The organism is Deltaproteobacteria bacterium, assembly GCA_019309045.1.
Taxonomy (GTDB): Bacteria; Desulfobacterota; Syntrophobacteria; order BM002; family BM002; genus JAFDGZ01.
Genome location: JAFDGZ010000031.1, coordinates 1 through 20,635, shown reverse-complemented (window position 1 = coordinate 20,635; position 20,635 = coordinate 1). Strand labels below are relative to the sequence as shown.

The following is a 20,635-nucleotide window of genomic DNA, read 5'->3' as shown; positions in this document are numbered from 1 at the left end:
TGATGCTAACCGGCATCTGCATCATTCTCAGTGCTATTATCCCTGCAAAGGCTGATCAGCCGACGATAGGTCTCCTTGATTGCAAAGTGAGGCCTGAAATCGGTCATTGTCAAGATGAAACTCTCCACACGCCATTGTATGCGGGCCCGGTCCCTGATGACGCCTCTTTCCACCAGGGCGGCAACCGATCTGAGGGCTGCATTGCGAACCTGCCAGTAGTGATGCTCTTGCAGCTCCAGCAACTGCTCCGCCACCTGTTCGTCATCCGCCACTTTTCCCAAGGCCAGGGCAGCCTCTAGAACTACCTCAAAGGAAGGATCAGCAAGAAGCGCCAGCAACTTCTCTTCAGCCAGCCTCCGGTCGTTGAGTCTGTCGGCAAAGTGTGCCATGGTTCGAGCTGCCTGGGCTCTTACTTCATAATAGCCGTCTTCCAAGGACTCCAACACCCGAGCCTCTATCTCACTGTCCCAAACATCCAGCATTTGCAGAGCGGTCAGGATATTGCGCCGAATAAAGCCCACCTGCTGGTAATCGCCGCCAAAGAGTCGCTGCAACCTGCTCACAGGCTTTCGTTCTGTGAGCAAATAAAGGAGAGAGGGTAGCTTTTCTGCATGCTTCAATAGTCCGATGAGCTTGACTCCAAGATTGCGCTCCTGCCAGTGAGGAGCCGCCAGCAAAGAAGCAGCCCGATGGCGATAGTATTCCAGGTCGTCCGGAGAAGGCACCACCATCTTGGGATGGTAGCGCTCAGGCAGCTGCTGCCTTACCTGTTGCAGGCGGGCCAGCAGCTGCTCATTTCCCAGCAAAGGAGGCTCCCACTCGGTGGGCTCTTCACCGGAGGGCTGCTCCTGCTGATTGCCATGGTATATTTCTGACATGATCCGTTGCAGGGCGTCCTGTTTCATGAAGTTGCGCGAACAGGCGGCCATCCGTTCGAGACGTTCAGGCGCGTCCAACAGGGACAATATTCGTGCAGCAAGTTCCTTGCCGTCCACCCTCTCGAGCAGAGCACCCTCCTCAATGACTGTATCTTCGTAAATGATCTCTGCTGCCCCAGCCTTGCTCATGGCCCTGGCATTCATCACCTGGTGATCTCCAGGCAAATTGGCCTTGGGGATGATGAGGGCCGGTTTTCCCATGGCTGATATTTCGTTGAGACTGCCCGCACCGCCACGGCAGACCACCAGATCACTGATGGCATAAATATCGCCGATGTTGTGAAAATAGTCCTGAGCATAGTAATAGGAAGCAATTTCCTGTCTCTGTGCTTCATCGTAGGTGCGGTGCAGTCGTTCGCTGGTGTCTTCCCAGGCATAATATTGGGGCCCATTCATGAGCCCCACCCCATGGATGATGAAGATCTCCTGCTTGCGCTGGCCCAGGTGCCCCAGGGCATCCACCACCGCCCTATTGATGGCCCGAGCACCCTGGGAACCGCCGAACACAAAGACCACCCGCCTGCCAGCAGGCACGGCAAAGGGGAGTTTCTCTTTGTTCACAGAACCCGCCTTGTCAGTAACAGAGCGCCGCACTGGATAGCCGACGACCGCACTGTTTCTAGGGAAATAGTGCTTGGTCTGCGGGAAAGTCAGCAGCACCTGGTCAGCCCGACGGCCTATGAGATGGTTCAGTTTGCCGGGCACGCTGTTTTGTTCGTGGATAATGACGCGAGCCCGGCTCATGCCAACAGCACGCATGAAAGTATTGGCTAGAATGAGAGGCGCGCTGGCATAACCGCCAGTGCCAATGATGAGATTGGGCCGAAACGTTGCTATGAGCCAGAAAGAATGGACAACTCCCTGCAGCAGTGCCAGCACGAAGCGAACAAGAGACCAAGAAGGTCGCAGTCCAGGAAAAGGCAGGGCCCGCACATAGCGAATGGGATAACCGGCCCTGGTAACAATAACTGACTCAGCCCTCCCCTGAACTCCCACATAAAGAAATTCTGCCGCTGGACTCTGTTCTTTGATGCTTTCAGCTATGGCCAGTGCCGGATTCACATGCCCCCCAGTGCCGCCGCCAGTGAGGATGACCCGCTCCGGCAGCAGACCGCCTGTATGATGAAACGAACCCCAGTAGCCAAGACAGCAGAGAAAAGCCAGGCCTCCGGCGCCAAGAGCTGCACCCAGAGCAATGACCTCTCCCCAGTGAAACAACAGGACGGGCATTCGGGCCAGGGTTGCCGTACTGTGCAGCTGTCCATAGGCGCCCCAGGCGATCAACCCGCCCATGGCGCTGGCCAGAGCAATTGACAATACCGTCTCACGCAGGTCCTGCCAGCCCACTGCCCTCTGACCCCGCTTGCGCAGTTCACCATTGAGCGCCAAGAAGAGGAGCAGCGCATTGACCGTGAAGGCAATAGAGGAGGCCAGGGCCAGGCCCCCATGTTTGAGTGGTGTGTGAACCAGCAGCAGGCTCAGCGCCACATTCAGCAAAGCACAGAGCAGTGAAGTATAGAGGGGAATCTCATTTCTGGCCAGTGCCGGGAAAATCCTGGTATAGAGACTCCAGATGCTCATGCCGAGAAGCCCCAAACCGTACAAGGCAAATGCCAGTGATGTGAGCTGCACAGAACTGCTGCCAAAGGCACCGCGCTGAAAAATGATGGCAGTTATGGGCGCCGAAAGAGAAACAATGAAGACTGTCACTGGCAGCATGGTGCTGATGTTGTAACGAATTGCCTTGACCACGGTGCAGCGAAAACCTTGCCAGTCTTCCTTTTGTACCTGATCATTCAGGTCGGTGACGCCGGCTCTGCCTACAGAGAGACCGAGCACCGCGTTGGGTACCTGCACCAGCCTCTGAGCAAAATAAAGAGCCGCCACACTGCCAGGAACCAGAAAGGAGGCCAGCAGACGATCAACCACTTCCACTGTCTTGCTGGCCAGAGACTGCAGAAAAATCCAGCCCGATTGTCGGCCCACTTCCCGGAGCTCGGGCAGGGATTCCCCTTCAGGTCGAAGCACAGACTCTATATGCAGACAGTTGCGGCGAGCTGCTCGGACCAGAAAAGGTACCTGGAAAAACAACTGCAGGAGAGCGCCGAGCACAAAACCCAGGGCAATACTGTACATCCCCATAAATGGCTTGAAGACAACAATGCCGAGGATGACGCCAACGCTGAGAAACACAGGGGCGAAGGCATAGACCCCTGTTGCATCCAGAAAGAGCAGCAGCCCCCCCGTGAACGCTGCCAAGCCTATCACCAGCATGAATGGCAGCACATAGTAGGTCATCTGCTTCGCCTGTTCAAATCCCTCTACATCCAGACCAGCGCCAATCACCCCTACCAGATTGGGAGCAAAAAGGTAGCAGAGAGCCATGAGAAGGAGGAGACAGCCCACCATCAGGAAAAATGTCCGTCTTGCCAGAAGCCAGGCCCGTCGAAAGTGACCCGCCGCCACTAGCTGCCGGAAGGAAGGCAGAAAGGCCTTCTCCACCATGTCCTCGCCAAGGATTCGCCGGAAAAGAGTGGGAATGGTGAAAGCTATAGCAAAAACGTCCGTGGCCCGGCTGGCCCCGAAGTAGAAGGCCACCACCACCTCGCGCAGGAAGCCGAAAACCCGCGAGATCAGGTTCCCTCGCACCATTTCAAAAAATTTTGTCGAAAAGGGTTTTCTCATTGGGGGTGCCTGCATCGCTTAGTCGGCTGCAGTACACTTATTTTGTGAGTAGAAGTATTGCCACCCTCTGTGTGCTGAGCAGGGCAGATAGAGCACCCTCTCAGGAGGAGTCTTCAGCCTGCGGTTCCCCACCTTGCCAACAGGTGAGAACCTCGCGAGCCGAAATCACCCCAACTCGCAAAATCTCGGGAGGACGGGTAGTTACATCGGCAATTGTAGAGCCTTTGCTCCCGGGCGTCAAGCCGCCGTCGACTACCGCATCTAACTCTGAGCCAAACTGCTCGATTACCTCTGCGCAGCTGCAGCAGCTGGGCGCCCCCGAGCGATTGGCACTGGTGGCGGTAATAGCCGCGCCAATCTGCCTCACCAGCAGACTGGCAACAGGATGACATGAAAGCCGTATGCCAATCTTGCCACTGCCGCCCATGAGCAGGGAGGGCACCTCCGGGACAGCAGGAAAGAGGAGGGTCAGTGGTCCAGGCCAAAAGCGGGCCATCAACCGTCGGGCACCTGGAGGAATGTCAGCTACATAATGCTGAAGTTGGGCAGGATCAGGGATCAAGATACTGATGGGTTTGTCACGGCTGCGCCTCTTGAGGCGGTATATTCGTTCTACGGCAGCTGCATTGCTGGCAAGGGCGCCGAGTCCATAAACGGTCTCCGTGGGGAAGGCCACTACCCCTCCCCCACGTATGATCTCTGCAGCTTTTTTGACACTATGGCTGGACGAATCCAGGGAAGACTTAAGAAGGAGAACCATTCTCTTGCTTAGCTCTGAGGTGTTCCTCCAAAGAGGCAGCCTTCTCTTCCACCTTGCGGGCAAGCTCCTGTTTGTAGTGCCGCAGTCTTTCTCTGATGGCAGAGTCGCCGACTGCCAAAATCTGCGCCGCCAGAATGGCAGCATTGCGGGCACCGGCCTTGCCCACCGCCATGGTGGCTACTGGAATGCCGGCTGGCATCTGCACCGTGGCCAGCAGCGCATCCCATCCACCCAGTGGCGAAGAGCCAATGGGCACTCCTATCACTGGCAGAGTAGTCTCGGCTGCCAAGATTCCGGCAAGATGGGCAGCCCCGCCAGCACCGGCGATAATCACTTTGAGGCCCCGCTTTAGAGCGGCTCTGGCATACTGGCTCGCTCGCGCTGGAGAACGGTGAGCCGAGGCAACTGTAATCTCGGCAGAAATTCCGAGAGAGACCAGTGTTTCGAGTGCTTCCTGCATTATCGGCAGATCGGAGTCGCTTCCCATAACAATGCCAACGCTGGGATAGTCGCCGACAGCTGTGATTGCTTTCATACCCGGGAAGGGCATGGTCTTACTCCTTGCCGATATCGCTTCGGTAGTACATTCCCTGGAATTCCACTTTGGCCATTTCCCGATAGGCTTTGTCTCTAGCCTCTGCCAGGCTTCGCCCTCTGCTGACAATACAGAGGACTCGGCCGCCAGTGGTGATGAGTCGGCCATCTTCACCAAAGCCTGTGCCGGAATGGAAAACCAGGCACTCCTGATCGACCTGTCCCAGGCCGCTGATGGGCACGCCGATCTTGTAGCGCTCGGGATATCCCTTGTACCATCCCTTTTTCCCTCTTGTCCTGCCGCTTACCGCTATGAGGCAGAGACGGTAGTCAGGGTGCCAGCGGGGCTGGATCTCGTGGAGTCTCCCTTCCACAATGGCCTCGGAAATATCCACCAGGTCGTTTTCCAGGCGCGGCAAGATCACCTGGGCCTCGGGATCCCCTTGCCTGATATTGATCTCCAGCACATAGGGGATGATGTCCTCGCCTTCTTCCACCAGCATCAAGCCTGCGTAGAGCACGCCTTTGTACACGATTCCTGTTTTCTCTCTGAAACCGTGAATCAGGGGCAGTATTACGCGGTCCATGATGCTGCGCGACATCTCTTCAGTCAGCCAGGGATGAGGAGAGTAGGATCCCATGCCGCCGGTATTCTTGCCTTCGTCGTTGTCTCTGGCCCTCTTGTAATCCTGCGCCGCCACCATTGGCATGACTGAATCGCCGTCGGTGAAGCAGAAAAACGACAGCTCTCTACCGTAAAGCCGCCTTTCTATTTCCACCTTCTTGCCGGAGTCTCCGAAGATGCACTTTTCCATGAGGAGATGAACGGCCTCTTCAGCCTGAGCAACATCGTCGCACACCAGTGAGCCCTTGCCAGCAGCAAGTCCGTCAGCCTTGACCACCACCGGGTAGCCCACCTGCCGTACATAGTCGCGTGCCCGGGCAGGATCGTCAAAAATTTCAAAGTCTGCCACCGGAATGCCCAGATCCCTCATCAACTCCTTGGCGTAGCATTTTGAGTACTCCAACCTGGCTGCCGCCCTGGTCGGCCCCACAATGGCTAGTCCCTGCTGTTCAAAAAGATCCACAATGCCAGCAGACAAGGGACTCTCGGGACCCACAAAGGTCAGATCAATGCGCTCTTCGGCGGCAAATGCTGCCATCTCCTCTATGGTCCTGGCATTGACACATTCCGCTGTTTGAGAAATGCCGGCATTGCCATGGGCCACATAGACCTTTCGCACCCTGGGGCTCTGGGAAAACTTCCAGGCAATGGCATGGTCGCGACCACCGCTGCCGATAACGAGTATCTTCATCCCCTGCTTCACCCTTCCTTCCTCTTACCTGGACCGCAAATTCAGCCGCTTTGGCTTCTTTGCTGGGCAATCGTTTGAAAAAGCTCTTTGTTTGTATGCCGATGGAAAGTAGCAGAAAGGCGGGATCGAGTCAAATCGAATTTCTCGCACAAAAAATGTGCGTCTTCTAGAAAGCGGCAGGCACAACCGCTGCCCTGGTGCTGGTAGAATCTGGCTGTAGTGTTGCTTCGGCCCTCTGAGGGCAGAGGTTGAGCACAGGCAACGGCGCCAGTCGGGCTCCGTCTTCACGCTTGCATGAAGGCAGTGATTTGGGCGTGCAATTGCTGGCGTTCGAAGCCGAGCAAGCGGGCACTGCCTGAGGGACAGGCTGCGGCGCAACTGCCGCAGCCCTTGCACAAGGCCACATTGACCTGGCAGATGCGCTCTCTTTCCACATACTCTACAGCCCCGTAGGGGCACACCTGGGCACATCCCTGGCAGCCAACACAGGTTGTTTCATCAATCCGGGCCACCTGACCGCTGCTCACCCATTGTTTTTTTGCCAGCACGGCCACGGCACGACTCGCCGCCGCCATAGCCTGCGTAAGAGACTCGTCCACGTCTTTCGGATAGTGAGCTAGACCGCATACAAAAATGCCGTCTGTAGCAAAATCAACCGGTCTCAATTTTACGTGTGCTTCCTGGAAAAAGCCTTCCTGGTTGACTGCTACTTTCAGTATCCGGGCCAACTCGTCCACTGCAGAAGGAACAATTGCGCTGGCCAGATTGATGAAGTCGGGCTGCAACTTGACCAACCGCCGCAGCACCTGATCCACAACCGTGATCTCCAGAGCCCCATCCTCTCCCACCGTCACCTTGGGCGGGTTCTGGGAATCATAGCGGATGAACATTATCCCCTGGGAGCGGGCCTTGGCATAAAGATCTTCCCTGAGACCGTAGGTGCGGATATCTCTGTAAAGGATGTAAAGATTCACCCTGGGATTTATTTTCTTGATTTTGAGCGCTGCCGTCAGGCTGTAGCTGCAGCAGATACGGCTGCAATATGGACGTTCTTGGTTCCTGGAGCCAACACATTGAATGAAGACGCCGCAACGCGCCTCAGCCACAGTTGGATCTTGGCGCACCACCAGTTCATCCAGTTCATGCCAGATGAAAACGTGCGGGTGTTTGCCATATAGATGCTCTTCAGGCTTGTAAGGTCTTGCCCCGGTAGCAAGCACTATGACGCCGTGCTCCACTGTAATGGCCTGCCTGCCGCTTCCTGTCTTTCTGAGAGTGGAGCGGAAATTGCCCACAAAGCCGTTCACATAATCTATTTCTGTGCCAAGATGTATGTTGATGAGAGGATGTTGACGAATCTTCTCCTCTAACAACGTCCGGAATGCTTGCACATCTTGCCCCTTCCAGTTCCACTGGATGTGGTTAGCCTGGCCGCCCAGTTGTGCTGTTTTTTCCACCAGATGGACAGCAAAGCCGCTGTCGGCAATGCTGAGGGCGGCCTGCATGCCCGCCAGACCTCCTCCAACCACCAATGCTGTCTGGGTAATGGGAAAGTGTTGTTCCTCAAGCGGAGCAAGAAGCGCAGCCTTGGCTACTGCCATGCGTACCAGGTCCTTGGCTTTCAAGGTGGCGGCATCCGGGTCATTCTGGTGTACCCACGAGTCCTGGTTGCGGATGTTGGCCATCTCAAATAAATACTTGCTGAGGCCAGCAGATTCTAAGGTCTCCCTGAATAGTGGTTCGTGAGTGCGCGGCGAGCAAGCTGCCACCACGATTCTGTTCAGTCTTTCTGCAATGATTACCTGCCGTATGGCCTCCTGCACATCCTGGGAACAAGAAAAAAGGTTTTCCTCGGCATATGCCACATTGGGCAGGTTCTTGGCATAATCAACAACTTCGGGAACACGCACCACTCCGCCAATATTGACACCGCAGTTACAGACAAACACACCGATCCGCGGCTTCTCAGAAGAAACCTCTTGCAATGGCACGGTGGGTTTCTCGCGCGCCAGAGTGCCCCGAACTTTTGCCAGACTGCAGGAAGCAGCACAGGCTGCAGCACTTGCCTCCATCACTGCGTCCGGGATGTCTTTGGGACCATTGGCAGTACCACATATGTAAATCCCGCCTCTCGATGTACTCACTGGCTTGAAGGTGGGCGTTTCGACAAAACCATACTGATCAAGCAGAATGTCCAAGGTACTGGCCAGATGCTTTGTCCGGACCGCTGGCTGGAGCCCCACAGAAAGCACCAGCAGATCAAAATCCTCCTCGATCCGGGCACCGGCCTCGTTGGTGTAGCAGAGGCGCAGATTGCCTTTTGCATCTGCTGGCCGCACTTTGCCGATTCTTGCTCTGACAAAGCGAACCCCCATCTCTTTGGCCCGGTTGTAGTATTTCTCAAAATCCTTGCCATGGGTGCGTATATCAATATAGAAGACAGTAGCAGCCAAATTCCGGAGGTGCTCCTTGGCAACAATGGCCTCCTTGATGGCGTAGGTACAGCACACACCAGAACAATACGGATTGGTCCCCGGATGAATGTCACGGGAGCCGACACACTGGAGCCAACCGATTTTCTCCGGTTCTTTGCCGTCAGCAGGCCTCAGCAGGTGCCCGCCATAGGGGCCGGTGGCGGACAGCATGCGTTCAAACTCCAAGCTGGTTACCACATTGGCAAATCTTTTGTAGCCATAGACATCGTAGACGGCAGGGTCGTACACATTTGCCCCGGGGGCAATGACAACGGCCCCCACTTTGAGGCTCAATTCTTTTTCCTGATCAGCAAAATCAATGGCGCCGGTGGGACAGAATTTCTCACAGGCTTTGCACTTGCCTTTCTCGAAATAGATGCAGTGCTCAGCGTCAATAGTGTATTTGAGCGGCACTGCCTGGGCGTATTGCACGTAGATTGCTTTGCGTTTGTCGAGCGCCGCATTGTACTCATTGGCTACCTTGCGGGGGCATTTTTCCGCACAGGTGCCGCAGGCAATGCATTTGTTCATATCAACATAGCGAGGATGCTGTCTGAGCCTGACCGTAAAATCCCCAGCCTCCCCGAAGATATCCTCTATTTCGCAAAGAGTCAGGAGTTCAATGTTCAGATGCCGGCCGACCTCGACCAGTTTGGGGGAGATGATTCACATGGCACAGTCGTTGGTGGGAAATGTCTTGTCCAACTGGGACATGAGACCACCTATGGAAGCTGATCTCTCCACCAGATAGACATAGTAGCCGGAATCGGCCAGGTCCAAAGATGTCTGCATGCCGGCGATGCCGCCTCCCACCACCATCACCGCCCCGGTCATAGGTTATTCTCCTTTCTCGCCGTTACAGTAAACATGGAAAACCTGTACCTCGTCTGGTAAGGTGAAAGAATATACATCCGTGGAAAGGTGTTCACGCCTCCGCTGCTTCTCCCTGAGGTTCCGCTGCCAGGTACTTCTCTATGTCGTCTGCGGGCAGCCTGTGCAGAGCAAACCCCAGGGCATCCCTGGGGATACCCAGGCTCAGACCAAGGAGCTGAGGGTAGAGAATGGCAGCAAGCCCGTGGTCTTTCCCCTGCCTGTCCACCATAATGCCCTGGACAACATCGAACTGGAGCTGGCAGTAGGAGCAGGCAGTGCAAAGGTATTCTGCTCCAGATCTTTGGGCGTCTGTAAGCTTCTTCTCGGTAAGGCTCATAGATAGTTCGTCGTTTACGCCGCCCAGGGGCGCGCCACAGCACTCCAGTTGTGCCGCCCAGGAGATGCTCTCTGCTCCGGTTGCCTCTACCAGTTGATCAAATATGGAGGGGGCCAGTGGGTCGTCGAACTGGACAATCCTGCTCGGCCGCAGGGCGTGGCAGCCGTAATGGGCTGCAATTTTCAGAGCATGGAACGGCTTTTCTATTTTGTCCTTTATGGCTTCCAGGCCCACCTGGTGGTAAAGCACAGAAAGGAGATGACGGACCTCAATATCTCCTGTGTACCGCAGCCCTTCTTTGCTGAGAAGGCCATTGATATCATCCCGCCAGGCAGAATCTTGATGCAACAGGTGCTCCACTTTCTTGAGGCTGCCGAAGCAACATTTGCAGAGAACTATCATGTCCAATTCTGCCCTGGCAGCGAGAGCCAGGTTCCTGGCGGCAGAAAAGACGAATGTGCGAAAATCGAAGCTTCTCAGCGGATAACCGCAGCAGTTGAACTCTTTTATGTCCACCAGTTCTACTGTTAGTTTCCGCAATACTGCTCGGGCGGAGTATTCGTACTGGCTGAGACGAGCCGGAATCTGACAGCCAAGATAGAGCGCATATTTCACGGTCATCTTCCCTCTTTTTGGGAAATTTTTTCGGCAAACTGCTTTATGGCTAGACTCTTTAATTCATAGAACACCTCAGTGAGACACACTCCCTGCGGGCACTGCTCCTCACACTGGTAGCAGCTAAGACAATCCCATAGCATATAGGAGCCCAGGGCCAAGTCGCGCTGGCCAAGTGCACAGGCATGCATAATCTGATGCGGCAACAGACCTAGTTCCTCCTGAGGGTGCTCGAAACTGGCCACCACCGGGCACACTGTGGTGCAGGTCTGGCAGTTGAAGCAGGCGGAGAATGTGCTCGCCTGCGTGGATAAATCGAGACTGCTCTTGAATTCCTGGTCGAGAGGCTTTAGGCCTGGAACCCTGTCCGGCCCTGCCACCTCCCCCCATTTCTCTATAATAGCCTCCCTGGCTGCCGTCAATGGTGCCAGGTAATCTTCTGCAAGCAGCTCTTGCCTCCCCAGGCCGCGAGTGTAAGAAAAGGGCGTCAGGGCAAGCAGTTCTGGCTCTCCTCGTTGCAGAAGGTTTTCCCTCAGGTGCAGCCACAGATCCTGAAGGTGTATGCTCACTGGGCATGCCTCAGTGCAGCGATTGCAACTGGTGCACAGGTAGAGCCCCTGGCGAAGCAGCCTCAGTTGCTGCTCCGTCATATTGTTGCCAGTTATAAAGGCCTTGACTGCGGCTAACTTCTCCGACGGCAAAATATTCACATTGCCGATGCTTGCAAAGGCCGCGCTCATGGAGCAGCTCACACTGCAACTGCAGCAGTGGGTACAAGCATCCAGTTCCATTACTTCCCTGGTGGCCACATTGGCAGGCAGTGATTTCCCCTCTTCCATGACGGCGTTGGCAAGAAGACTCAGGGGACCGGCAAATATGTGAAACATCTTGCTGAAGGGCAAATAGGCAAGGCCCAGCCAGCAGGCAAGAAAGTGAATATACCAGAAAATGGCAAGAATGTTGACCCGATCCAGAGTCAGGGCTATGGGCTTGATAGCCCTGGACAAAGCGTAGCTGAGAAAAGCGGACTGCGGCCGTGAATGGCATTCAGCGCAGTTCATCTCGTGAGCTTCTTTGCCCATCTCCAGGGTTGCCGCATCGAAAGGCCCAGATAGTTGCGGTGAGACCAGACCGAGCTCCTTTACCCAGTAGGCCTCCAGTGTCCTGAGTTCTTCTTCATCGGCGGCCACCGTGTACTCACTGACCATTTCTTTGAATCTAGAGTAAGAGGTAATCTTGCTACTTTCCAACAACACGCCTGACAAGATGATCACTGTCAGGATCAGGATAGCATAGTGATCCTGCCCGCGGCTCCGCAGACTCGGAACCTTCAAGATATAGCGCCGGTAGACCGCTATAATAATACCCAGCAGGACCAGAGCACCGAAAAGATCTCTCAAGAACATGAAGGGGTTAAGAGTTGGGAAATATCCAGGAAAAAGCGGCTGCGTAATGAATTTATCCAGGGCATGCATCAGCAGGAGCAGCATGAAACCGCCATAGATACAAATGTGCATGAACCACCTGAGAAAGTCCTGCCGAAGCAGCCTTATCTGCAGGAGGACGTCTACAAAAAAAACCCTGAACAGCGTCACGATTTTCGCACTGCCCAGGGTGGAGACGATCCCTCTGACTGCAGCTGACAGCCTGCTAGAAGCGGGAATTGCTCTTCTATCTCCAGGAATTGCGGCGCGAAACCAGATCGAAATTTTATAAGCTGTACCTAGTGCAAAAACAAGGAGGGCACAATACAGAGTAGCGGAGAAAAACATCTTCCTCTTCCCCAATTGACTTGTGGCTTTCTAACAGGAGAAAGCCCATTGAACGCGCCCCTGCATCATACAGGTAGCAAAAGCAGTGTTTTCAACAACAATAACACCTGGACGGCTAGATCCTACCATCTGGGGCCATGAGGCTTGCCTCTCTCCCCGCAGGGAAAAACTACCAGAGGCAGACAACACACCGGCAAATGAAAATCTACTTTGTAACCATCGTGGGCCCTTGGCTTAATTCGCCCTGATAGTTTGCAAATGAAGAACCGAGAGGGAATCGGACACGAGACGAACCGCAGGAAAAGCAGATGCCGGGTAACTCAGTTAGCCATCAACACCAGTTTCGGAAAGCAACCCCGCAAGCAGACTCTTTGCAGAAAGCCAGCCCTCATATGGAATGTTGCCAATATAGCACAAAAATGTTTCCACGGTAAGAATATTTCATCAATCTGCTGGCTTAGACTGCTATTCTTTCATTTGGATGCCTTGTCTTTCAATCTGCCTCCAGGGAAAGTACAGGTTAGCTGCGACAACGACTATTACCCTACCCAGCCACCTTTGTCAGCAGGGAGCGAGCAGGAATCATGTTGGCTTGCAGCTTGAGAGCTTCTGCGGACAATCCCAGGGCAACACCGATGAGCTGCGGCAGATAGAGCACAGGTATGGACAACTTCTCACCTCGCAGGCGGGAAATCTTTCTCTGAGCACTCTCCAGATTCATCTGGCACATGGGGCAGACCGTCACGATGCAGTCTGCTCCTCTGGCAGCAGCCAGGATTGCTCCGGTCAGTTCAAGGGCCACTTCCTTTTTAGTGGTCATCAGACCAGCACCACAACATTTTGCCGCCACGGTCCAGGGAAACACGGCAGCACCCAGAGCTCTGATGAGCAGCTCCATGGAGTGTGGCTGTTCAGGGTCGTCGTAATCACCATAGGGACGCAGACACTGGCAGCCATAATAGGGGGCGACTTGCAGTGAAGCCAGGTCTCTTTTGAGATGGGAAGCAATCATATCGGCACCCAGGTCATGGGCAAGCACATCCAGGAGGTGCCGGGATTTTAGGCTGCCCGAGTAGCTGAGGCCCTCCACCTCGAGTACCTCGTTCAATCTCCCCAGGAGTCCAGCATCTTCACGAATCTTCACCTCCACTCTCTTCAGGTTCAGAAAGCAGGCGCTGCAGGGAATTACCACGTCACAGTGAGAATCTGCTAGTTCGGCCAGAGCCAGGTTCCGTGCCGGCAGGGCGAGCGACAGCAGAGAGTTCACCGCCTCTGCTGCACTGGCGCCGCAGCAGGTCCAGTCATCGATTTCGTGCAAATCCACAACCAGGGCAGCCATTATCGCTTTGGTGGCAATGTGGTATTCCATGGCCGTACCCTGCAGAGAACAACCGGGATAATAAAAGTATTTCATGAGCCTGACTCCAGTTCCTCCACTTTGCGGTATATGGCTTCCAGCTTGCCAGGGCCGAATATCCTGGGGATTTCAGGTGCTACTTTGCCTTTGAGCATCAGCTTGACGCCAAGAGGAGCAAATGCCAGCGGCAGCAAGGGGTTTTTCATGCTCAGGAAATAGCGTCCCATGAGCTCCATCTCCCGCACCCTGCCGTAGCGACGAACAGTACCGAGAAACGAGCGGTAGAAGCGCGGACCTTTCTTGTCGGCAACGAATCCCTGGGCAGCAGCAAGCCGCTTGAGCGCATGAATCGTTTCTGTCAAGGGCAAGCCTCTCGGGCATCGCAGGGTGCAATAGTAGCAGCTGCTGCAGAGGGAAAAGGTCCTGCTGGCAAAAATCTCTTCCTGAAAGCCCAGCTGAACGAGCCGCCACAGCTTCCGCGGAGTGATGTCCATAGCGTAGCTGTTTGCGCACGAACCAGTGCAAGTTCCGCATTGCATACATTCTTTGAGGAGCTCTCGAACGCTGGCAATTGATTCTTTCGCCAGAGGTATGCGGCCCTGGGATGTTTGCTGTTCAGTCATACGACCTCCACTGTTTTGCTTTACTGTTTGCTTCTATGGTCTCGGCGGCAAGCAGGGCATCTGCGGTCCTCAGGGTCTAGAAAATCTCATCCAGCGCAGCATCAATCATGGAAAACACCTGTTGATCTCTGTAGCTGCGCACTACCGAGGCGCTGTTTGGGCATACTGTTGCACAGGAGCCGCATCCCTGGCACATGAGCTCGTCCACCACTACCTTTTCTTCCTCCTCGTCCCGCCACCTGGCCCCGTATGGGCATGCCTGTATGCACCTCTCGCAGAGGGCGCACAGAGAGTGGTGTACCTCTGCCACTACTGTTCCGGCGAGCAGACAATCCCTGCCGAGGATCCTTAAGGCCCGTTGCGCCGCTGCCTCGGCAGAAGCGATGGACTCCGCAATGTCACGCGGCCCAAGGGAAATGCCGCAGGTGAAGATCCCCTCTTTGAGAAAATCAACGGGCCTCCATTTGGACTCCGCCTCCTGGAAGAAGCCATCTTCGTCCAGGTCTACTCCAAAAATTCTTGCCAGTTCCTCGTTGTTGCCAGGAGAAATACCTGTACCGAGCACCAGCAGATCTGGGTGAATCACTATCTGCCTGTCCAGCACAGGTTCCCTGGCACGCACACTTGGGCGGCCGTCAGCCACTGTTACCACAGGCTTCTGCTGCAGATCGTACTGGATGAACAGCACCCCGGCTTCTCTGGCCTCTGTGAACTGAGTCTCCCGGAAACCGTAGGTCATCATGTCCCGATAGAAGATATAGACAGTAATATCCTCGTTAATCTTTTTAAGATAGAGACTGTTTTTCAAGGCTGAACCGCAGCAGACTCTGCTGCAATAATTTCGGGGCTCCTCACGGGAATCAACGCATTGGATCATTACCACCACTTTGAGCTCTCTTGGATCAATGCTGCCCTTATCAAGCCCCTCCTCCAGCTGCAGTTGGGTGACGATGCTCTCACTTTCCCCAAAGCAATAAGATTTGGTTTTCGCCTCTTCACCGCCGCTGGCCAATACAGCGACGCCATGCTTGCAGATCTCGCCAAGGCCGTCTTCTTTCTCGATGGTGGTGAGAAAATGTCCAACACTTCCGATCGAGTGCACAACTCGGGCCTTTTTGAAAAGAGAAATGTGCGGGTGGTCTTCGACTCTCTTGACTGTTGCCTCCAGAAGCTCCCTGGGAGAACTACTGCCAAGCGTGCGGGCAAGCCAGCGCAAATTACCACCCAGCTCTGCCTGCTGCTCCACCAGCACAACCTCGAATCCGTGGTCAGCAATGGCAAGAGCTGCAGTCATACCAGCGATACCGCCACCCACCACCAGGGCCTTCTGGATGATTTTCTTTTGCGTCGCCGGCAGAGGATCCATGCCCTGCAGCTTGCCCATAGCCATGGCCAGGGCCGACCAGATCGCCGCAGTTCCCTGCTGGCTGCCTTGCTCGTCGCCAGAAGCCAGGGCTGCAGAGTGAATATCCACCACATCCATAAGTGCCGGCTGCAGGCCGAGACGCTGGCCCAGTTGGCGCAATCTCTCTGTGTACACATAAGGCATACAGGCACCGATAACAACCCGATTGGCCTCACTTTGCCGCAGGGCATCTTCGAGCTGCGCCCAGCCCTCTTTGGTGCAAACCCGTTGAATGCGCTCTACCCCCACCACTCCAGGGCGAGAGGCAAGCATTTTTTCGATTTCTTGCAGAGCTGTATCCTCTTGCAGTTTGCCCCCACAAGTACAGATGGCTACGTATAACAGAGGAGGCTCCCGAGAGACGTCTCGATAGTCATCCTGAAGCCTCACTTCTGCAGCAAGGGTTCCTCCTTTGGAGTGGAGCAGCTGTGAGGCTGCGCATGCTGCTGAACTGGCCTGCACCACAGATTCGGAAATATCGCGCAGACCAGAAAATGAGCCAGCCACCAGGACACCCTCCCGGCTGCTGCGGCTCGGGAAGAATTCTTCCACCTGGCAAAATCCCCAGGAATTGAGATCTACACTGGTCATCTCAGCCAGAGCCGCCGCTCCTGCTGGTGGTCTCTGACCGGTTGCCAACACCAGCAGATCAAAGGGTTCTTCTCTGTTCACTCCCGCCGCATCCGTGTAGGAAACCAGAATATCGCCCTCCTGGCTGGCTGGCGATACCGAGTGCACGCGACTCCTGATAAACTGCACACCGAAATCATGCTCCGCTCTGTGGCGATACCTCTGGTGGTTTTTGCCAAAGGTTCGCATGTCCATATAGAATATGGCGGTGTGCACCTCTCCCTGGCTGCGCTCTTTTGCCAGCAAGGCCTCCTTTATGGAAATCATGCAGCATACAGCCGAACAATAATCAGCATCCCCCTGCCGGTCCCTGGAGCCTACGCACTGCAGCCAGGCAATCCTGCGGATCTGTTTGCCGTCGCTTGGCCGCAGCAGCCTGCCGCTGCTCGGTCCAGTGCGGCTAACCATTCGCTCGTACTCCATGCTGGTGACCACATTGGGCAGCAGACCATAACCATAGATATTCCTGTCTGCAGCTGGATTGTACGAGCAAAAGCCGGCAGCCAGGATCACTGCGCCCACCTGCAGCTGCTTTTCGCCTCGGCGCTCGAGCCCCTCATACAACCTGACTACCAGGGGAACAAGAGTCTCTGGATCAAAAGGCTTCATCAAATAGTCGTAAGCGCCAATTTTCATCGCCTCCACAGCAGTCTCTACCGTAGCATAGGCGGTCATCATTACCACCGGCAGCTCAGGGCGCACCTCTTTGGAGCGCTGCAGCACCTCCACCCCGTCCATGCCGGGCATCTTGATGTCCAGCAGCATCAGCTGATAGGATTCCCTGCCAAGCTGCTCCAGGGCCTCGGCCCCGGAGGCGGCCATGTCCACGCGGAAGCCTTCCTCCTCGAGCCACTCTTTCAAGGAATCCCGAATGATGAGTTCATCATCTACCACCAGAATACGAAACTGCCGCCGCGCCTCCCAGCCAAAATCAATGGCGCCTGTGGCACACACCTTCTCACACTCGCCGCACATGGTGCAGGAAGCCATGTCAACCACGTAGTGATTGGGAATATTGTGGGGTACAGGCAAATACACTGCTTTTCTAAGGCTGAGACCAGCATTGAATTCGTCCGGCACCTCCACAGGACAGACAAGCGAACACTCCCCACAGCCATTGCAGCGTTCGGGGTCGACCATGCTGGCTTTTTGCAGCAATGTTGCCTGGAACTTGCCGGGTTCCCCCTCCAGATTCACCAATTCCGTGGAAAGCAGGATGTCGATATTTTCGTGAAAAAGCCCCTTGCGCAGGCAGTACTGGGATGAATGATCTCGCTCCACCAGCGGCAGCATCTTGCACATGCCGCAGTGATCAGTGGGAAACTGATAGTCCAGCTGCGTCAGGACTCCGCCAAGATGAGGTGTCCTGTCTATGAGAATGACTTGATAGCCAAATTCGGCCAGATCCAAGGCAGCTCGAATACCGCTGATTCCCGCCCCTACTACCAGAGCCGAGCCTGTTTTCTTCCTCATGCTTGCTTACCTCACGCTTCCTGATGACTCTCAGATTCCAAGGCAGGACGGCCCTATTCTTTGCCGCCGGTAACTTCCGGAAACTCATGCTCTCGAAACACCGACAGAGGCGGCTGTTCATCAACACTTCGGCCAGCCACGCAATCGAAGGCAGCCTGGGTGTAGCTGGCAATAGTCCTGAACAACTCCATGACCGGGATGTTATTCGGACAGGCATTGGAGCACTGGCCGCAGCCGATACAGGCAGTACTCATGTGAGCCAGCCTGGTTAGATGGTAAAAGACCGTATCAGTAGGCAGTTTGAGCACACCTTTTCGGCTGGCCCAGCGAAGATATTGCCATGGTTCGTGATCGAAGACGTCGGTGACAAAGACACATTCTTTGCAGTAACAGACGGGGCAGGCAACCCTGCAGTTGTAACAGTTGACACAGTTGGCCAGATAGCTGGTGAGTTTGGCCAGATCAGCCGTAGCCTCGCTGGTGGCAGCATACATCTGATCGCGATAATTGCAGCGGCTCTGTAGCAGCGCTGTCACTGCCTCTTCTCTCTCAGCTGGCTCCCTGCCTGCCGGCATGCCCGTCTGGGCCAGGAGAGCCGCACCTTTTTCGGTGTTGCCCTGCACCAGGAGCTGTTCTTCAATGTTCATTCCCAGCAAACCTATGAGAATATCGGCATTGTCTGCCACAGGATGTTCACAGGCCTTGCAGGCAGCCGACAGATCAAAATCGTTGCAGGCTGTCCCCTTGTTGTTCCAGATGTTTCGATAGAATCTCAGAGTCGACTCCGGGCCATCACCACCGGCAAACTGAGGATAGTGGATGTTACTGTAGGCGCCGAGGCAGTCTACACCCAGCAGCACCACATCAGTCACCATACCCTGCTTCAACTTGACCAGCTCGATAAAGGCGCGGATCTCACAAGGCCTGAGCACAGCCAGGATCTTTCCCCCTAACGGCTTCCGGGTGAGTTTGGCCACCACCTTGGCTGCATTGAGGGGAAACGCCGGCGCTAATGGATCGACACCCGCGAGCTTTTCAGGGTCTGTTATCAAGGTGGGCATCACCACATTCTTCATAGGGAGGTGTTGTGCCGCCAACAGACCGATCACTTCGTCCAGGCGGAGTAGTTCTTTGAAGAATTGTCGCAGCGAAATGACCGGATTTCCTTCTTGCACTTCAATTATGCTTACTGCAGCCATCACTCTCCTCCAGCAGCAACAGGGATGTGCCTACAGCACCATCTGCTTGCGAACAGTGTTGGGGCCCAGGGCTTTCACTTCGGCCATCAGTTCTTTCATGGTTTCGGCAAAATCGATTCCTTCACTGGCGCCTATCCAGGTCATTTTCAATCTGGCCTCGTCAAAGCCAAATCTGGGCAGGATCTCTTTCAGCAATTTTACCCGGCGGCGGGCCTTGAGATTGCCGTTGATGTAGTGGCAGTCCCCTGGATGGCAGCCGCTTATCAGCACCCCGTCTGCACCTTCCAGAAGGGCTTTGATGATGTATTTGGGATCCACCATGCCCGTGCACATCATGCGAATCATTCGCACATTGGCAGGCTGAATCAGTCTGGAGGTACCCGCCAGATCAGCAGCAGTGTAGGTGCACCAGTTACAGACAAAAGCAATGATCGTCGGCTCAAAATCAGCCATTTTTGCCCTCCAATAACAGTCAGGAACCTACCTCTTCAAGAATACCTTCTATTTCTGCGAATATCTGTTTGCCTGTAAAATGTTTGATGCGTGCCGCCCCGCTCGGACAGAAGGCAGCGCAACTGCCGCAGCCTTTGCAGAGAGCCTCGTTGATCACGGAAACCAGGCGGCGCTCGTCGAAGTCTATGGCAGAGTAGGCACAGAGCTGGATACAGCTCTGGCAACCGGCACACACATCGGGATCGATCCAGGAGGTAGTGGAGGGGATCGCCACCTTTCCTCGACTGGCTAGAGCAAGAGCCTGCGCCGCAGCCCCAGCTGCATGCGAGACAGTATCTGGAATATCCTTGGGCCCCTGGCAGGTACCTGCCAGGAAAATGCCGTCGCTGGCCGTGGACACCGGCCCGAGCTTTGGGTGTTCCTCCAAGAAAAATCCATCACTTCCCTGGCTGACGCCAAAGACTCGACTCATTTCTGCTGCATCCTCGGCAGGTTCCATGGCAGTGCAGAGAACCACCATATCTACGGGCAGCCGCAACCTTCTGCCCAGCAGGGTGTCTTCCGTCACTACAATGAGTTTGCCTTCCTCCTCCAGGCTCTGCGGCTGATCTGTTATCTCTGCTGGCTTGCCGCGAATGAAGATGACGCCTTCGTGTTGCAAGCGGCGGTAAAATTCCTCGTAGCCTTTGCCGAAACACCGCATGTCAATGTAGAAGTTATACACTCTAGTGTCGTGGCCCACCTTTTCTTTGATGAGATGGCCGTACTTCAGGGCGTACATGCAGCAAACGCGGGAGCAGTACTCGTGGTAGTTGACGTCCCGGCTGCCAACGCAGTGGATGATGCCGACGCTGGCGGGTGGCTCGCCATTGGCCAGCAAAATACGTCCGCCTGTGGGACCCACGGCATTGTTCATTCTCTCGAACTCGAGAGCAGTATACACATTGGCATAGCGGTTGTAGCCGTACTGCTGTATAGAAGCAGGGTCTAGGGCGTCGAAACCCGTGGCCAGAATGATGCTGCCCACTTTGATCTCCACTTCCTGCTCGCTCATGCGATGGTCGACGGCATCTCGTTCGCAGACGCGGACGCACTCCATGCACTCGGAGCAGACGCCGCAGTTGAGGCAGCGCTGGCTCTCCTGGTGAGCCTGCTCCTGGTCGAAGCCGACAGCCACCTCAGAAAAACTGA

13 protein-coding genes are annotated in these 20,635 nt (G+C 55.1%); all 13 read right to left on the bottom strand.

The annotated features are described in order from the left end of the window. Window positions 1-5 precede the first annotated feature (5 nt). Window positions 6-3,623 (bottom strand): murein biosynthesis integral membrane protein MurJ, encoded by a 3,618-nt coding sequence (gene murJ / locus JRI89_08415; protein ID MBW2071264.1) that lies wholly within the window; start codon window positions 3,621-3,623, stop codon window positions 6-8. A gap of 100 nt (window positions 3,624-3,723) precedes the next feature. Then, window positions 3,724-4,383, bottom strand: a complete 660-nt coding sequence (locus JRI89_08410; protein ID MBW2071263.1) for a threonylcarbamoyl-AMP synthase — start codon at window positions 4,381-4,383, stop codon at window positions 3,724-3,726. After that, the gene (gene purE / locus JRI89_08405) at window positions 4,367-4,918 is read right to left on the bottom strand and encodes a 5-(carboxyamino)imidazole ribonucleotide mutase (protein ID MBW2071262.1); all 552 of its coding nucleotides are present in this window, start codon (window positions 4,916-4,918) and stop codon (window positions 4,367-4,369) included. Before purE ends, JRI89_08410 begins: the two co-directional genes overlap by 17 nt. 19 nt (window positions 4,919-4,937) lie before the next feature. Continuing rightward, entirely contained in the window at window positions 4,938-6,233 is a 1,296-nt protein-coding gene (gene purD / locus JRI89_08400; GenBank protein MBW2071261.1) for a phosphoribosylamine--glycine ligase, read from the bottom strand. Window positions 6,234-6,517: 284 nt separating this feature from the next. Continuing rightward, window positions 6,518-9,541, bottom strand: coding sequence for a CoB--CoM heterodisulfide reductase iron-sulfur subunit A family protein (locus JRI89_08395; protein MBW2071260.1), 3,024 nt, complete (start codon window positions 9,539-9,541; stop codon window positions 6,518-6,520). A gap of 91 nt (window positions 9,542-9,632) precedes the next feature. After that, complete coding sequence (locus JRI89_08390; protein ID MBW2071259.1) at window positions 9,633-10,532, bottom strand: disulfide reductase; 900 nt, start codon at window positions 10,530-10,532, stop codon at window positions 9,633-9,635. A 2-nt stretch (window positions 10,533-10,534) separates the two neighbouring features. Then, complete coding sequence (locus JRI89_08385) at window positions 10,535-12,127, bottom strand: 4Fe-4S dicluster domain-containing protein (protein ID MBW2071258.1); 1,593 nt, start codon at window positions 12,125-12,127, stop codon at window positions 10,535-10,537. Window positions 12,128-12,848: 721 nt separating this feature from the next. Next, window positions 12,849-13,718 carry a CoB--CoM heterodisulfide reductase iron-sulfur subunit B family protein gene (locus JRI89_08380; GenBank protein ID MBW2071257.1) on the bottom strand — a complete coding sequence of 290 codons (870 nt, stop codon included), beginning with the start codon at window positions 13,716-13,718 and terminating at the stop codon, window positions 12,849-12,851. Beyond that, window positions 13,715-14,284, bottom strand: coding sequence for a 4Fe-4S dicluster domain-containing protein (locus tag JRI89_08375; protein ID MBW2071256.1), 570 nt, complete (start codon window positions 14,282-14,284; stop codon window positions 13,715-13,717). Before JRI89_08375 ends, JRI89_08380 begins: the two co-directional genes overlap by 4 nt. A 76-nt stretch (window positions 14,285-14,360) precedes the next feature. After that, on the bottom strand, window positions 14,361-17,792 hold the full coding sequence (locus JRI89_08370; protein ID MBW2071255.1) for a response regulator: 3,432 nt from the start codon (window positions 17,790-17,792) through the stop codon (window positions 14,361-14,363). 53 nt (window positions 17,793-17,845) lie between these two features. Next, complete coding sequence (locus JRI89_08365) at window positions 17,846-18,991, bottom strand: 4Fe-4S binding protein (protein ID MBW2071254.1); 1,146 nt, start codon at window positions 18,989-18,991, stop codon at window positions 17,846-17,848. 30 nt (window positions 18,992-19,021) lie between these two features. After that, window positions 19,022-19,444, bottom strand: a complete 423-nt coding sequence (locus JRI89_08360) for a hydrogenase iron-sulfur subunit (protein ID MBW2071253.1) — start codon at window positions 19,442-19,444, stop codon at window positions 19,022-19,024. 19 nt (window positions 19,445-19,463) lie between these two features. After that, on the bottom strand, window positions 19,464-20,635 hold a 1,172-nt coding region (locus tag JRI89_08355), incomplete at its 5' end, for an FAD-dependent oxidoreductase (protein ID MBW2071252.1).